The organism is Amycolatopsis kentuckyensis, assembly GCF_041679295.1.
GTDB lineage: Bacteria > Actinomycetota > Actinomycetes > Mycobacteriales > Pseudonocardiaceae > Amycolatopsis > Amycolatopsis kentuckyensis_A.
Map to the genome: position 1 here is coordinate 1 of NZ_JBGDMD010000028.1, position 14656 is coordinate 14656.

The window sequence follows — 14656 nt, forward strand, 5'->3', positions numbered from 1 at the left end:
CAAGACCTCACATGATTTTCACGACCTAGCGTGATCTTGACGGTGAGGAGCAACGTCGAGCGAAAGAGGGTCGCAGGGCGCAATGGCGACGACCATGCGTGGACGGCTACAAGCTGGGTCACAGCTTGGCTGGGCGCCTTCGAGCTGGGCCTTCAGCACCTGCTCGGGCGAGGTGAGGAGTCAGGTGGGCGGGATCAGGTGGGCGACGACCTCGGGGTTGAAGTTGTAGAAGGTGGCGGCGACGACCTCGGGCCCGACGGCGCACATGGCGGCGGACCGGCTCGCGAAGCACGGCATCCGGCCGGGCCGCAGCCCGATGCCGGTGAGGGCTTGGTCCACCTCGGGCGCGAAGTACGCCAGAGCGTGAAGTGAGTCGAACGCCGACTTGAACCGCTTCTCGTCACCCGCTATGGGCGCACCCTACTACCGGGTAACGTCCACCGGCAGTCCTGTCGTGAGTGGCAAGCGGGTCAGCACCCGGCTTACCACTCACGACGGGCTTGGGGCGGAGGAGCTGGCGTGTAAGCCGGATCCTGTTCCCCGGTCGCCTTGCGGCTCGCGGGGGCGGCGGCCATCCATCTCGGCCTGCCGTCGCCGGCAGGCTCGAGCGGCCTACCCGCAGGCTCGGACGGGCCGTCCTCGAACGTCTGCGCAGAAGCCCGGGGGCTTCCTCTTGGCCTTGCTCCGGGTGGGGTTTACCCAGCCGCCCCGGTCACCCGGGACACTGGTGGTCTCTTACACCACCGTTTCGCCCTTACCCCGGCCCTCGTGAAGCACACAGGCCGCGGCGGTCTGTTTTCTGTGGCACTTTCCCGCGGGTCACCCCGGGTTGCCGTTAGCAACCACCCTGCCCTGCGGAGTCCGGACTTCACTCGGTTTCGGCCAGCGGGAGGCCCTGCAGCGCGGTGGCCGTTTCAAGCATCGGCCGGCCGACGACCTGGATGCGGACGCCGTGCTGCTCCGACCAGTACCGCGTCACCGGCGTGTACGCCGGTGACCCCGCCGGGCTGGCCAGCGGGTTCTCGGCCGCCACGCGGCTCATCTCCACCGCGTTCAGCCAGTGCTCGTCACGCCGGGGGCGTCGCCTCGCCCGCCCGTCGGCGAACTCCAGGCCGACCAACGTCGTTCCCGGACGCCACCGGCGGACCGTCGTCGCGAGCTCCAGCCGGACGCCGCGGGCGGAGCGCAGCGCGGTGAGCCAGTCGCCGATGTCGAGGCCGAGGACGTCGGCCATCAGCGCCCGCCCCGGCCCGAGCGCAGGTGCACGACCTGCCGGTTGGGCGACAGCGCGGTGACCGGGCTGTCGAAGTACCACTCCGCGTCGACTTCCAGGGGGTCGGCCAGCAGCGTCTGCGCGCGGCTGACCGCCCCGGTCAGCAGGCTCTTCGACAGCGCCGGGCGATGGTAGGCGATGTCGGGCTCGGCGCCGAGGACGACGATTTCGCCGTCGAACCGCAGTCCATGGCCTGGTGGCGTGCGCGGCGACACCGACGCTCTGGAGCATCCCGAGGGACGGCTCACCCCCGCCCGCACCGGACGACAGCTTCGAGGACAAGCTGGAGTTGATCGCGTCGGAGAGCGCGGTGGCGGTGCTGCCCGCTGGCGACCACCGGCATCGGTCGAGAGAAGACGTGACGGCGATCCCGATCGAAGGTTTCGGGCCATGCCGGATCGTCGTGGCGTCGCCGTTGCGAGACCCGAACCGTTGGTGGCGCCGTTCCACGAGGCCGCGCGGTTTCTGGTGGGCTGACGGCAGTGTTCAGCCGCGGAAGCTCTTCCCTCAAGCGACGTCGGGGCGGTCGCCGGTCGGCTGATCAGGCCCTGATCGGCCGGGCCGTCGATGTATCCAGGCGGCGAGGTCCCGATGCTTGAGGTGGACGGTCGTCGAACAGTAGTCGGCCGGATCGATCGCTCCGGACCCATGGCGCACGACACCGTCGTAGATTTCCTGGGAAATCATGACGGCCAGAGGTAGCTCGGTGCTTTGACGAAGGTGGTCGCGCAAGACAGCGGAGTCCAGAAGGCCGTAGGCGTCGTCGAGGGCGCTCCCGACGAAGCCGTACTGGTCACGGACGAGCTCGCCGGAATCCACCACAACCCGCAACCGCAGGTGAGCCCGGGGCCGTGCGGTCTCGTTGTAGGCGATGAGGGCACGGGTCAGCGCCGGAATCAGCGGATCGATCAGGCGGTTCTTCGGCGTACTCGGCCCGAAGACGTAACGGAGGCTGTCTCCGGCGAGCTCCGGTTCCTGGAGTGGCGCCACCTTGGCGTGCACCAGGGCGGCGGTCATCATCCGCCGCAATTCTGCTCGGAGTTCCCTTTTGATTCTGTCCGGTCGGCTACCGTAATCCTCGATATCCAATGCTATCAAGCTGAGGTGGTGGAGGTCGTCCCCGCCGAGTGGCGGGTCGGGGGGTACTGGGGCCGGGCCTTGCGGTGGATCGGCCGATCGGATGCGCGCAGGGAAGATGGCCCCCGTGATCCTGAGGATGATTCGGCGTAACCACACCGGATCGATCCCGCGGGCGCCGTGGGCGACCGCGCCGTGGAGGAACGACTCGGCGATCGCCGTCGTCAGAGCGGTGGCCAGTTTTCGCACTGTGTTGCCTTCTGCCGGGTCCGGCAGCCTGAAGGTCGTGGTCACGATGTCTCCGGTGAAGCCGAGGTCGTCTTTCGCGCCCGAGCAGCACATTTCGATTCGGCGCTGACTGCAGGTTCGAGTGGATTCGGATGGATCGGCAATGGCGTCTCGGAGGTGACCGAGCAGCGGAATCCGTTCACCCAGGTGAGTGGCCGCCACCCGGACGACGCCCGCGGCTTCTGACCGCCGTACACCGCTGAGCAGCATTTCCGGACTGCCTCGGGAAAACGAAGACTCCACCTGTGTCCCAAGTGGACTTCCCTTCCTTGAGTCCGGGAGGGTACACGATCCCCGATACGAAAAGTTCCAGCAGGTGTTCCGGTCCCGCGTCCGGGACGAAGTGCCTAGAAACGACCCTGGCCACGTCGAGATCCACCGGCACCGCCGCTAGTAGTTGCGCCAAGCGCACCGTTGCCGGCGAGCTGACGCTGCGAAATCGATGTACTCGTTCGGCTGGTGAAGGCGGCGGCACAGCCTCTTCCGGTCCCGGGTGGCGAGCGGGATCGGCGGTGAGGACTACCGTGCCGCGGTTTCCGCCGCACTTTCGCCGGTGATCAACCGAGCCCACCAGGTCAGCGAGCGGACCCCAGTTCCAGCAGCGGCACGGGGTACAGATCCGGCGGGAACCGACGTTTCCGGTTCGACCTAGGTTTCGGGCAGGTCGAACGTCCACCAGTGGTTGGGGACGACCGGGCCCGGCGGTCGGAGCGGGGCCATACGCGGACTCAGGCCGTAGCGGCCCCATAGCCAGTGGGGCAGGAGGTGGCCGATGCTCGCCGGCATCGTCCGGCCCAGGTCGCCAGCACCGAGTACAGCTCTTCGCGCTGCCAATCATCGCTGACCCCGTCGGTCAGGTCGTGTGCGGGCGCGCCGGGATTGCCACCGCGCAGGACCAGCGTCCCCTGGCCGGTGTCCTTCACCGTTTCCAGCAGGCGGACCTGGATCGACCGGAACGCTCCCGAACGTTCGAACATCTCGACGAACGCCGCCAGCCGCGGGCGCCACAACGCCATCGAGGGACCATTGTCGAGCACGAGCGTCAGGTCCAGCCAAAGCTCGTTTCTCGATCGGGTGACTGGCCGGCGACCACTGTCTGGTTTCGGCGGCCGGACCGTGGTGGCTTCTTCGTCGAGGACCACGTCGTTGTGTCGGCGGGTCATCGTCCGGCCTTCCAAGGCGCCTAAAGCTCGAAAGCAAGGCCACGTCTCTTGCGGTGCCCTACTGTCGTTGACCTCGTTCTTCACGGGTTCGAGAGCGGTCGGCGGGGCCGCGGCAAGACCCGTCTCGTGCTCTGGCTCTGGCTCCGGCGCGGTCCGGGCCGGGAGTGATGGCTGCGGCCAGCCACAGGATGTCCGCGACGTCGGCCGAGCTTAGGTCATCGAGGGTTACTTCACCGCACCGTCAGACGTCGCCAGAGGGCGTCGACCGCATCGGCCACGCCCCCGGTCCGGCTGGTAGGTGCCGGACGTGGCGAGGTACGCCGCGTCGAGGAGCCGGTCGGTCGGCAGCCCGCCCTCGGCCTTGCTCTTTTCGGCGAACTTGTGGACGAGCCGGTCGCGGTGCTCCCCGTGCTCGTTGACCAGGTGCTCGGCGACGATCGCCGCCGGCTGGTGCAGGTCGGGATTGTCGATGCTCAGTTGCAGGCGCCGCCGCAGGAACGCCGGCGGGAACTCTCGTTCGCCGTTCGGAGTCATGACGTTGATCGGGAAGGCCCGGCACGTGATGCGTCCGTACTGCACCACTGGGGTACGCTCGGGATTGGCGGTTTGCGCGCTGACCTCGGGGTGGCGGGTGCGACAGCAGTTCGTTCGGCAGGTCGGCCTCGGACTTGTCGAGTTCGTCGATGAGCAGCATCCGGGGCAGCCGGGGTGAGCAAGAACGTGGTGCCCAGCGGGCCGAGCTGCGGCGGGTGCTGCTCAAGATGTTCGTCGGGCTCCTGCCGAGCGTCGTGCTGCTCGATGTGGCCGCGTCGCTGAGCAGGCCCTGGCAGCTGGGGCTGTGGGTCGTTGCACTGCTCGTCGACTTCTTGAACGACTACCTCGCCGGGCCGGACGGGTGGCGGCTTAACTCTTCCGCGCACTTCGCCGAGCGTCGCCATCGGGATCGGGATCGGGACACTGCCGATGTCGTGGCTGGTCGTCGGCGCGGCCGTCTGCGGGCTCGCGCTGGCCGCCGGAATGTGGTGGACCTACTTCGACGTCGTCGCACGCGTGTCCGAACACCGGCTCACCCAGGCGGCCGGGACCGAGCGCACGAAGCTCGCCACCGACTCCTACACCTTCCTGCACCTGCCGCTGATCGCCGGCATCGTGCTCGTCGCCTTCGGCCTGAAGAAGGCCTTTCTCTCCATCGCCGTCACCGGGAACCACGCCCCCCGGCGAAGCACTGCGCGGCGTGCCGATCTGGACACTGACCGGCGGCGTCGCGCTCTACCGGATCGCGCTGAGCACCCTGCGCAAGCGCAACGTCGGCAGCTGGAACGTCCAGCGGTTGGTCCTCGGGCTGCTGCTGGTCGCGGTGACTCCACTGCTGGAGCACATGCCCGCCGCCGCGCTGCTGCTGATCGTCGCCGCCCTGGTGCTCGGGCTCATCACTTTCGAGCGCATCCGGTTCGCCGACTGGCGCAGAAAGTGCACACCGCGCACCCATAACAGACCTGCACTGGCGCTATCCCGGCCCCCGAGTTAACCTACTAACGAGTAGGTAACGGTTGGAGGGTCATGGCTGCGCCAAGGAAACGGGACGCGGTGATTCTGCTGGCGAGCGACGCGGCCGGTCGTGTTCGGCCGCATCCGGCACCCGTGCCGGATGACGAGCGGCATGCCACGCGCGCGGAGCCCTAGCACACCTGGGAAGAATGGCTGGTCGGCGCCTATAACGCCTGCACGTAAGCATCGATGGGGCCGAGTTCGTCGGCGTCGCCGTTGTCAACGACGATGTACCACCAGCCGTCCTCTGGGGCCTGAAGCACGAGCGGGGTCGAGTCATAGTAACCACCGTGAAAGTAGTATTCGTTCCCGCTGTTGTATGCGGTGAAGTTCGGTCCATCCATCAGCATCACGTTCATCGCTCCGCTGTTGAGATCGATCTGGAACCGGGTGCCCGCATCGCAGTTGAACTCCCAGTAGCAGTGAGCCATCGATCCGCCCCTCGCCGAGTGCCTGCGTTGTCTATACCTGCAAGGCTAGTGCCTCATCAAGGAACGTTGACGTGGTAACCGTGTCGCGTGGACATCCGGGCTGGTGGTCGCGAGGCTGGCCGGTGGAGGTGAGCCATGGCACGTGCGCCTGAGGTGTTCGTTCGGTCGTTGGAGCCGGAGGAGGCCCAGCGGCTGGTCAAGATCACGAGATCGACCAAGGATCGGGTGCGGCTGCGGAGGTCCGGGATCGAGCTGTCCTCGTCGCAAGGCCGGTCCGCGAGTGAGATCGCGGTGATGTTCGCGGCGAGCGAGGGCTATGTGCGGGAGGTGATTCACGCGTTCAACGACTCCGGGTTCGCGGCGTTGTCCCCAAAATGGAAGGGCGGCCGACCTCGTAAGTTCGGGTCGGCCGCCCGTGAGCAGATTTGCCGCATCGCCGCCTGTCAGCCCGCTGAGCTGGGGTTGCCGTTGACGACGTGGAGCCTGACCAAGCTGGTCGAGTATCTCGCCGAGCATGCCCGGCTGGTGGTGAGCACCGAGACCGTCCGGCAGATCCTGCGTGCGGCGGGTGTGTCGTGGCAGGCGACGAAGACCTGGAAAGCCAGCAAGGCCCCCGACTTCGTGGCCAAGAAGACCCGCATCCTCGGCTTCTATGACTACCCGCCCGCCGACGGGCGGGTGATCTGCGTCGACGAGTTCGGGCCGCTGAACCTGCAGCCCCGCCCCGGTCGCGGTTGGTTCCCCCGCGGCAGCCCGGCGCGGCTGCGCGCCACCTACACTCGCACCAAAGGCATCCGGCACATGTTCGCCGCGCTCGATCTGTCCACCGGGCGGATGTTCTACCGGTTCCGTGACCGCAAACGCTGGCCGCAGTTCCTCGACTTCTGCAAGCAAATCCGCCGCCGCTTGCCGACTGGGAAGCTCTACCTCGTCTGCGACAACTACGGCCCGCACGGCAAAGCCGAGGTCATCATGTGGTGCGCGGCCAACAATATCGAGCTGGTCTACACACCCACCAACGCGTCGTGGTGGAACTGGATCGAGTGCGAGTTCACCGCGGTCCGCTACTTCACCCTCGACGGCAGCAACTACCCCAGCCACGCCGCCCAAGAAGCCGCGATCGCCGGTTACCTGCGCTGGCGCAACCGCCATTACCACCCTAACGCCACTTCGCCGTCAACTCCAAGATCCGCCGACCGGATTACCTACCCAACGTTGCTTGATGAAGCACTAGTGGTAGACGGCGCCGGAGCAGGTGGCCTACTGTCGCCTGCCGCGCTGAAACCGGGGCTTCCATCGCGAGACTAATCGTTTACTGACGATGGAAGGGGTGTCTGCGCCGCACCGCGACACCGCCAAGACCTACGCCGAGTGGTTCCGCGCGCTCGCCGACCCGACCCGGGTGCAGATCCTCAATCTGCTTGCTGAAGCCGGCACGCCGATGGCGGTGGGTGCAATAGGCGAGCAAGTCAGCGTGGGCCAGTTCACCGTCTCCGCGCACCTCAGGGTCCTGGCCGATACCGGATTTGTACCGGTCGGGCTGCAGGGGGCCGCTCGGCTCTGACGCGTCGCTCGCCGCGCTAGCCGAGAAGCTGCACACCGCGGAGCTGAGCAGGTGCGCGGCATGGCGATGGCGGCTAGTACAGGCCGTGGTGATCGTCGCGCATGATCGTTCGGCTCGCGCGGGTCAAGGCGCCGAAGAGGTCGCGTCGCGAAGGTCACGAATTGACCTCTCATGGTCGCGTTTTGATCACTCGACGTCAGATTCGGAAGTACTGACCGATCACACTGGTAGGCGGCAGTGAAGGAGGATTCGATGGCCCCGAGACCGCGGTGGTGGCACACCCTCATGGAGGCCCGGCGTCAAGCGTGCGTCGCGATCGACTTCTACAACCGCTCCGGCGACAAGCGCAGCTATCTGGATTTCATCGTCCACATGCATCTCGCCTGGCAGAACTTGCTGCACGCAGATCTCCAGCGCCGCGGCGTCAACTTCTACTACCGCAATACTCGCGGCCACTACGTCAAGGGCAAGGATGGTCAGCGGCGTTCCTGGGAGCTTCAGTACTGTTTGAAAGTGGAGTTCGCCGACAATGATCCGGTACGTGCAAATGTCGAGTTCTTCATCGGGTTGCGCAACAAGATCGAGCACAGGTTCGAGTCTGCGCTGATGATTGCCACCGCGGCGCACGACCATGCGTTGGTGATCAACTTCGAGGCGGATCTTGTGACCCGGTTCGGGCAGGACTTCAGCCTCGCTGATGAGCTGCGCTTCCCAATCTTCGTCCAGTCGTTCGCGCCGGCCGGGATGGAGGAGCAGCGGAGGATGCGGCGCGGGATTTCGGTCACGACATCGACTTACATCTCGAACTTCGAAGGAGCGCTCGATCAGTCGGTGCGGGACGACGAACGCTTCGTTTATCGGATTCAGCTCACACCAATGAAGGGCTCGAGGTCCGATGCCGACTTGGCCGTGACGTTCGTCCGAGAAGACGAGTTGTCGGAGACCGACCTCGTGAGAATCCGCGGGCAGTCCAAGACCGGGACGGTGGTCGTCGCGGAGAAGCTGCGGGACGTCGCGCTGAAGGACGAGATGCTTCCGGCACAAGCTACCCAAGCGATCGCAGATCAGTTGCCGTTCAAGTTCAACCGGTCGGACTTCATCAAGTTGCGCAAGGCGCACGGTGTCCGCCCGGAAAAAGGGCAACCACCGGAACGGACCGATCCGCGGTACTGCATCTACAGCGCGCCGTATCGGAACTATGTGTACACGCCCGCTTACGTCAGGAGATGTGTGTCGGAGCTCGACACTGCGGAGAAGTTCCGTTCGGCGCTCGGTAAGGAGCCCGAGCCGCGAGAGAAAGATTCATCGGTGCCCGTAGCGTCTTGAGGATCGGAGAACCAGGGCTGGGGAGTCGCTTCCTGCTGAGTTGTCCGTGGGGGCGACTCCGCAGTGTGGTTCACCGGTGCTTGCGCGCCGTCTATTGCCATAGGTGGGTGCCATGGGTGCCCGGGTCGTTGCGAGCCGCATAGATCCACGACCAGTGGCCCTGGAACTGGTGGCCGTTCCAGATGACGTGGTCGTAGAGCGTCAGCTCCGCGCAGGGGATCAGCTCGCGCGCGTGGATAAAATTGGCTTGCCGGTCCACCGTGCCGTCGTCACGGGAAGCGATCAGCCCCGACTGGGAGCCTGGACCGGACTACCTGACCGTCGACGTGTAGACCCTGGACTCCCCCCCCGCGCGAGACTTGCTGGTCCTGGTGTTCGCGCACGGCTGCGGCTTCCCCAGCGGATCCGGGCGGGTCTCGATCGCCGGGATGGTCTGCTGCCAGCCAGAGCAACGCAGCCACCTGTTCTGCCGGGTACTCATCCACCGCGGCCGCAAAGGCGAACGCCGCAGCTTCTCCGAAGCCGACTACGCCGCCCTGCTCACCGCCGCGCACCAGCAACTCCGGGCACCGCTGATCGTCTGCTGGGACAACTTCAATTCCCACATCAGCGCCCGGATGCGGGATTTCATCGCCGCTCATGCCGACTGGCTGACCGTGGTACGCCTGCCGGCCTACGCACCCGACCTCAAACCCGCCGAGGGCGTGTGGGCGAACCTCAAAAACGGGCTGGGCAACCTCGCCGTCTACGGCGTGAACGAATTGGCCGCCCTAGTCAAGACCGGCTCAAACGAATCCAGTACCAACCCGCCCTCATCGACGGATTCCTCGCCCAGACCGGACTCCTGCTGGAGCCCCAGCCCCCATGAACAGACCCCGGCATTTCAACCTCTGTAGCGGAGCCGCTGACCCCGGCGTTCGAGTCGCGTCCGCAGGGCGGTGGCATAGTCGCGCTGTGCGGGTCTCTCTTTCGGTCAGCATCCGTAGTAGTTGTTGGCGTTGCCGGTTTTGACGAATTGCCAGTTCTGGCCATCGGTCGAAGTCGGCGCGTATACGGGGACGTCGCCGGACGAGGCGTTGGACCTGAAAGGGCCGAAGGACTGTACGTGCACGGTTGGGTCGCCGGCGATGGCGTAGCTGACGTTGAGGTTGAACGTGTAGTTGGCTTTGCAACCGTGTGCATTGATCTTGATCAGGCCCTGTTTGTCGGCGCTGACGGTAAAAGTCCGGCCGAGTGGTTCGTCTCGGGCGAGTTTGGCGTCGGGGTTGTTGGCCGGGTCGAGGGATCCGTCGACGCCTTCTTCGATGCCCTTATCGACAAGCTTTTTCGCGTCCAGGTCGAGGTCGAAGACCCTGTTGCCGAGGCCGCCGCAGCCGCCCTGTGGCGAGTAAATCCATGCAGCCTGGTCGTGTGTAGCGGGTTTGAAAGACGGGGTAAGATCTAGGATGTCGACGGATTTGCCTGTTGCAGCGGAGAGGAAGAGGTAAATGTGGCCTGTGAGCCAAAAAGCCCCGCCGCGTGCCACCGCCTGTTCTCGGATGTCGGCGCCACCGGCGGGGAAGGTGTCGATCGAGGGGCCTTTTGGAAGCATCGCCACTGCGGTTCCTCCGTCGCATCCGCGACTTGTGGGCCATGTCGTCCGCACTACCAGTGTTGAGTCCGGAGCTTGCTTGTTCGTGGTGGACGGTGTGGGAGTGCTCGAGGGTGTGTCGGCCGGCGGGGATGTTGACGTCGCTAGGGTGGTTGTCGAAGGTGTGAACGTGACGCTGGTCTGTGGTGAGCCGGACGGCGACGCGGTGTCCGTCTGGGCGGCGATCGCGTAGGTGAGACCTGAGCCGAGTGCAACGACAACTGCGGCGGTGGACAAAAAGATCGTCGTTCGCGGGGAAATCTTGCGCGGTGTAGTCCGGTGGGGCGGCTCTGGGTCGTTGGGTGTGGGGTCGTCGTGATTGTCGCCTGCGCTTGCGGCCTTGTTGTGGAACAGCGGTAAGGTGTGGGTGTGCCCGGTGATGCGTTGTTGCGGTCTGGGTAGAGCTCGTTCGGTGAGTGCGGTCCATAGATGGCCGTAGAGATCGTTGAGGCTGAGTTTGGCAGGTCGTTGGGGGATTCCGTTGTGTAAAAGGTGCAGCAGCGCGCCGGTGAAGGCGGTGTTGCGGTCGCCTGTCGGCGCGAGCGCCATCTCGGTCGAGGGTGTCGCGGCCAGAATATAGGTTCCGGCGATGTTTAGGCTGTGGGTGGTGCTCATCGCCTCGGTCGCAAGGCCGCTGAAACAGCAGTCGAGGATGAGGATTCGATTGTGGGCGGGGCTGTCGACCAGTATTTCTCGCAGTAGTTGGTAGCTTAATGCGCTAACCTGCAGCTCGTCGGGGTCGGTTCCGCTGAGGCTGAGGTAGAGCTCGTTGTTGTGCGCAACCAGTCCGTGGCCGGCGAAGTAGACGACAAGGGTATCTGTGGTCGTCATGGCGTAGTGCCGCAATGTCCGGGAGACCGACAGCGCGTCAGGTGCGTTGCGGATCGTCACGCATTGCCGTGGTGGCAGGCCGAGGACAGCAGGGTCGGTGAGTGTGGCGGCGAGGTCGGTGAGGTTGTTGTCCACCGTAGGAAGGTTGTGTAAACCGGTCTCGCCGGCGTAGACGCTCGTGCCGATGAGCACCGCCGCGGAGTGCCGAAGATCTGGACTAAACACCGCTGTGAACTCCCGCTCTGTGACGCGTGTGAGCTGGATGTCGTTCGGTACGGGTGTGGTTGTTACAGCAGCGCCGACGTTTGCGTTATATGAGGTGATGGAGGCTAAGGGCCTCCCCGACGTGGCAGAGTGGTGGCTGATTATGCAGGCTCGTCTGAGTTGCGATGGCGCTGGTTCGGTCCGTGACGGGCGAGCTCTTGCCGACTGGCTGAGGCGGGTTGATGAGCTGCGGGGCAGTGTGAAACTTGTCGGCGCGCAAGTACAGCCGGGGCGGATGGGTGGGATCTCCGACGTTGTCGGTATTGCGTTGGGGAGTGGGGGCGCGGTGACGGTGCTCATTCGATCGGTGTTCGTATGGCTGGGGCAGCGAGCGCAGGGCACGCGGGTATTGCTGGACATCGAGAAAGGAGATGGCCGCAGATTGCATCTGGAGTTGACGGGTGCCGACGACAGCGGTGCGGTGATTGACAGAGTGGTGGCCGCACTTGGTGACGACTCGGCTGTCGAGGGTGCTGTTAGTCGTGCGCCGCGCGTGGACGAGGTCGGCTAGACTCCGTGTGGCACAGCGGTCGCGGCCAGCTGTGATGTTCGTGGCTCCACTGCGTGTGTCAGCTCCGAGCAACAGGCATTGCCGGTTGGCTACGGGCGCTTGCGGGTTCTTGTCCGGGTAGCCGTCCTCTGTCCAGTTTATTTGTACCTCTCGCGCTCTGGATCGGCTCTGCGTTCGCGGGGACGACCTCGTCGGGTGCCGGGTCAGCGACGGGCGCCTGGGGTCAGCTGCTGGTCAGTCTTCACTTTGCGTCTGGTGTCGGCGGTGGTCAGCATTTTTGGACGTCGCCGAGGCTCGAAAAGGCTACCGGCCTGGACCATGATCAGCTGCAGCTTCTGGGCCCGCGCGACGGTGCGTGCCTTGGCTTCGGCGCGGCGAACTTAGGTTCTCGGTGGTCCACCCGGCCACTAGAGCGGCGTCGGAACCGGCTTCGAGGGCTGCACCGGGCCTTCCCCCGCCTCCGGCGGCTGTCGGGCCTGTTCAGCACGGAGATGCTGATCCGCGACGACGTCGGGATGCCACCTCCAGCTGACGTCCTGCCAGGCGATAGGCCGCAGAATTGATCTTCCAGTACGCTGCTACACCTCGCCAGTAAACGACCGACAGCCAGAGGGTGGGACAGTGGTCATTTTCGAGGAATCCGGGAAGTTTGCCGGAAAATATCCAAAATTTCCCGAGGATGCGCCGCAATTCACTTTTGTCGACGAGGTCTTCGGCATCTCCCGCGAGCTGCCGATGAATTACGTCGAACGCGACAAGGTCGACAACAAACTGTTCCTGGCACTGACTCAGAAGCATCACATTGTCATCCATGGCTCGTCGAAACAGGGTAAGACTTGCTTGCGCAAGTGGAATATTAAGGACAAGCCGCACGTGGTGGTGGCGTGCATCGAGATCGCCAGCTTGGCAGAACTGAATGCGGCGATCCTGAAGGCCGTCGGGTATCGCGTTGAGCGATCGAGTTCGACAAGTGTGTCAGGAAAGTCGAAAATCAACGCAAAGATCGACTTCAAATTCACTGTCTCCGGGTTCGACCTGACTTCGTCGACGGGTGAGGAGCTGGAAACCTCCCAGGAGCGAACGAAGACGACCGAGCCACTCGAGCTCGACCCTGAGGACATCAATGACATGATCCGAGCGCTCGAGTCCATCGGATTCAGCTCACTGATCATCCTTGAAGATTTCCATTATCTGCCGAACGAAGTTCAGAAGTCGTTTTCGCGGGCGCTGAAAGGATACTTCGACTATTCGGCACACCGGTTCGTGATGATCGGTGTCTGGTTGGACGACAACAAGCTGCTTAGGTTCAACGGTGACCTGGGTAGCCGAATAGCTACGGTGAACGCTGATCACTGGTCGAGATCCGAACTGGAGGACGTGATAGAAAAAGGTGAGAACCTAATCGGTCTCAAGTTCGAAGAGGACTTCTGTGGTCACGTGCTGGATAGCTGTCTTGGCAGTGTCTGGGTCGTACAGCAAGTGTGCTATCAGGCGTGCGTTGCCGCTGGGATTATCGGCGATTCCGATAGCGAAATCCGCCCCGTCGGCTCCCTGGAACTGGCTAAAAAGCTCATGCAGGACATTGTGCACGACCAATCGAGCAGATCGAGGAGCTTCATCGACGGCTTCTCTGCTGGGCCGACCGCCGAGTTGGCCGAGGTCTACCGGTGGGCGTTGTACGCCGTGATCGCCAGCGACGTCGCGCGGCTCGAAGGTGGCCTCCACGTCGAGGAGATCATCGAGTTCATCGGCGCGTTCGGGCTGGGCGCAGGTCCGAGCTCGAGAGAACTGCTCAGCGAATTGCCGAACATTGCCGAGTTCCAGATGCACCACCTCGAGATCAGTCCTATCGTGCTCGACTACGACTTCGGCGCTCGACGACTCAACGTCGTGGACCGCTCGTTCCTCATTTGGCTGAACGGACAAGACCGCGTCGATATCCTCCGAGAGGCCGATATGCCGGGCCACTCCCTTCGCCACTGGCAGCGTGTGGTTCGTGATGCGGAGAATTTGCACCACAAGAAAGAAGCAGTCATGGCAGAAGGTCTGGCCGGCGACTCGGTGAACGGTGGAACCGTGGTGGATTACCGGGCGACGACACCAAACTAGTACGCAGCCCTGCGAGCGAGTGGCGGTGTCGGTGAACTGGTGTCGAATCAGTCAGGCATGGATGCACCGAGATATAAGAGGTTCCTGTGTTCGACGGCACGGCTGCGCCGATCATGCTGATTCGTCATCTCGATCATCTGTCACGGCGGCCGGACTGACGCGGGTGAGCCCCACACCGCCGGCGCCGTCGCCGAAGATGAACTGCCGTGGCTCGACGCCCCGTTCCCAGCCACGGCACTGGTAGTGAGGGCGACGCCCAGCGCCGTGACGACCTGCTCGTAGCCCACGCCAACTGTGACCTTGAGCAGCCGCGTCCGCCTGGGCGTCGTCGTCGAGACGACCCACGAACACCGAGTCCAGCAGGGCCCGCGAAACCCTGGATCTTCAAGAAGTCCGCCGGGATCTAAGAGGACAGCAGTACCCGGACGTTCCACTTGCGGGCGTCACGCGCGAAGCAGTTCATCACGACGCGCCCGGTCGGACCTCGGACATGAAGAACGCCTCTTCGATCCAGACGTCCTTTCGCATCTCCTTGGGCTTCTCGTACATCGACCGCTGGGCCAGCCACGGCGCTAGGTTCAGCATCTCAACGGCGAGGGACTCCGCGTCCGTCCAGGACTCGCGCGAGACGCCGTCCTTCT

The 14656-nt window shown here is 64.4% G+C and carries 14 protein-coding genes, 1 other RNA gene and 2 pseudogenes; 7 read left to right on the forward strand and 10 right to left on the reverse strand.

What is annotated here, in order from left to right:
* Positions 1–180: 180 nt before the first annotated feature.
* The 6 genes from ACERZO_RS49830 to ACERZO_RS49855 all read right to left on the reverse strand — a co-directional run bounded on the left by ACERZO_RS49830 (position 181) and on the right by ACERZO_RS49855 (position 4383).
* The gene (locus tag ACERZO_RS49830) at positions 181–339 is read right to left on the reverse strand and encodes a helix-turn-helix domain-containing protein (protein WP_372673076.1); all 159 of its coding nucleotides are present in this window, start codon (positions 337–339) and stop codon (positions 181–183) included.
* 167 nt (positions 340–506) lie between these two features.
* An RNA gene (rnpB, locus tag ACERZO_RS49835) (RNase P RNA component class A) lies at positions 507–923 on the reverse strand.
* 310 nt (positions 924–1233) lie between these two features.
* Positions 1234–1488: a hypothetical protein gene (locus ACERZO_RS49840; RefSeq protein ID WP_372673077.1), complete on the reverse strand. Its 255-nt coding sequence runs from the start codon at positions 1486–1488 to the stop codon at positions 1234–1236.
* Between the two features lie 292 nt (positions 1489–1780).
* Complete coding sequence (locus ACERZO_RS49845; RefSeq protein ID WP_372673078.1) at positions 1781–2848, reverse strand: hypothetical protein; 1068 nt, start codon at positions 2846–2848, stop codon at positions 1781–1783.
* 518 nt (positions 2849–3366) lie between these two features.
* A complete protein-coding gene (locus ACERZO_RS49850; RefSeq protein WP_372673079.1) occupies positions 3367–3885 on the reverse strand; it encodes a hypothetical protein in 519 nt (172 codons plus the stop codon).
* A gap of 141 nt (positions 3886–4026) precedes the next feature.
* Entirely contained in the window at positions 4027–4383 is a 357-nt protein-coding gene (locus ACERZO_RS49855) for a hypothetical protein (protein WP_372673080.1), read from the reverse strand.
* 158 nt (positions 4384–4541) lie between these two features.
* On the opposite strand from ACERZO_RS49855, the pseudogene ACERZO_RS49860 reads away from it, so the two are divergent.
* A pseudogene (locus ACERZO_RS49860) lies at positions 4542–5292 on the forward strand (low temperature requirement protein A); the annotation flags it as partial.
* Positions 5293–5513: 221 nt separating this feature from the next.
* On the opposite strand, the gene ACERZO_RS49865 reads toward ACERZO_RS49860, so the two are convergent.
* Positions 5514–5780: a DUF1883 domain-containing protein gene (locus ACERZO_RS49865; protein WP_372673081.1), complete on the reverse strand. Its 267-nt coding sequence runs from the start codon at positions 5778–5780 to the stop codon at positions 5514–5516.
* Positions 5781–5915: 135 nt separating this feature from the next.
* On the opposite strand from ACERZO_RS49865, the gene ACERZO_RS49870 reads away from it, so the two are divergent.
* The 3 genes from ACERZO_RS49870 (at position 5916) to ACERZO_RS49880 (ending at position 8670) form a co-directional block, all read left to right on the forward strand.
* The gene (locus ACERZO_RS49870; protein ID WP_372673082.1) at positions 5916–7088 is read left to right on the forward strand and encodes an IS630 family transposase; all 1173 of its coding nucleotides are present in this window, start codon (positions 5916–5918) and stop codon (positions 7086–7088) included.
* Positions 7089–7110: 22 nt separating this feature from the next.
* A complete protein-coding gene (locus tag ACERZO_RS49875) occupies positions 7111–7344 on the forward strand; it encodes an ArsR/SmtB family transcription factor (protein WP_372673083.1) in 234 nt (77 codons plus the stop codon).
* Between the two features lie 252 nt (positions 7345–7596).
* Positions 7597–8670, forward strand: a complete 1074-nt coding sequence (locus tag ACERZO_RS49880) for a DUF3644 domain-containing protein (RefSeq protein WP_372673084.1) — start codon at positions 7597–7599, stop codon at positions 8668–8670.
* Between the two features lie 91 nt (positions 8671–8761).
* Here the strand turns inward: ACERZO_RS49880 and ACERZO_RS49885 are convergent, their stop codons facing one another.
* Positions 8762–8929, reverse strand: coding sequence for a hypothetical protein (locus ACERZO_RS49885; RefSeq protein WP_372673085.1), 168 nt, complete (start codon positions 8927–8929; stop codon positions 8762–8764).
* A 100-nt stretch (positions 8930–9029) separates the two neighbouring features.
* On the opposite strand from ACERZO_RS49885, the gene ACERZO_RS49890 reads away from it, so the two are divergent.
* Positions 9030–9566 carry a transposase gene (locus ACERZO_RS49890; RefSeq protein WP_372673086.1) on the forward strand — a complete coding sequence of 179 codons (537 nt, stop codon included), beginning with the start codon at positions 9030–9032 and terminating at the stop codon, positions 9564–9566.
* A 77-nt stretch (positions 9567–9643) separates the two neighbouring features.
* On the opposite strand, the gene ACERZO_RS49895 is transcribed toward ACERZO_RS49890, so the two are convergent.
* Positions 9644–11356, reverse strand: coding sequence for a caspase family protein (locus ACERZO_RS49895; protein ID WP_372673087.1), 1713 nt, complete (start codon positions 11354–11356; stop codon positions 9644–9646).
* Here ACERZO_RS49895 and ACERZO_RS49900 point away from each other — a divergent pair.
* Positions 11316–11906: an effector-associated constant component EACC1 gene (locus ACERZO_RS49900; RefSeq protein WP_372673088.1), complete on the forward strand. Its 591-nt coding sequence runs from the start codon at positions 11316–11318 to the stop codon at positions 11904–11906. The genes ACERZO_RS49895 and ACERZO_RS49900 overlap by 41 nt on opposite strands.
* 621 nt (positions 11907–12527) lie before the next feature.
* The gene (locus ACERZO_RS49905) at positions 12528–14015 is read left to right on the forward strand and encodes a hypothetical protein (RefSeq protein ID WP_372673089.1); all 1488 of its coding nucleotides are present in this window, start codon (positions 12528–12530) and stop codon (positions 14013–14015) included.
* A gap of 156 nt (positions 14016–14171) precedes the next feature.
* Here the strand turns inward: ACERZO_RS49905 and ACERZO_RS49910 are convergent.
* Positions 14172–14656, reverse strand: a pseudogene (locus ACERZO_RS49910) (ATP-binding protein); the annotation flags it as partial.

Excerpts from the sequence above, each read along its gene's own strand:
- ACERZO_RS49900 (WP_372673088.1), top strand. The coding sequence starts at position 11,316 with ATGAGCACCGCCGCGGAGTGCCGAAGATCTGGACTAAACACCGCTGTG.
- ACERZO_RS49865 (WP_372673081.1), bottom strand. The coding sequence starts at position 5,780 with ATGGCTCACTGCTACTGGGAGTTCAACTGCGATGCGGGCACCCGGTTC.
- ACERZO_RS49880 (WP_372673084.1), top strand. The coding sequence starts at position 7,597 with ATGGCCCCGAGACCGCGGTGGTGGCACACCCTCATGGAGGCCCGGCGT.
- ACERZO_RS49845 (WP_372673078.1), bottom strand. The coding sequence starts at position 2,848 with ATGCTGCTCAGCGGTGTACGGCGGTCAGAAGCCGCGGGCGTCGTCCGG.
- ACERZO_RS49870 (WP_372673082.1), top strand. The coding sequence starts at position 5,916 with ATGGCACGTGCGCCTGAGGTGTTCGTTCGGTCGTTGGAGCCGGAGGAG.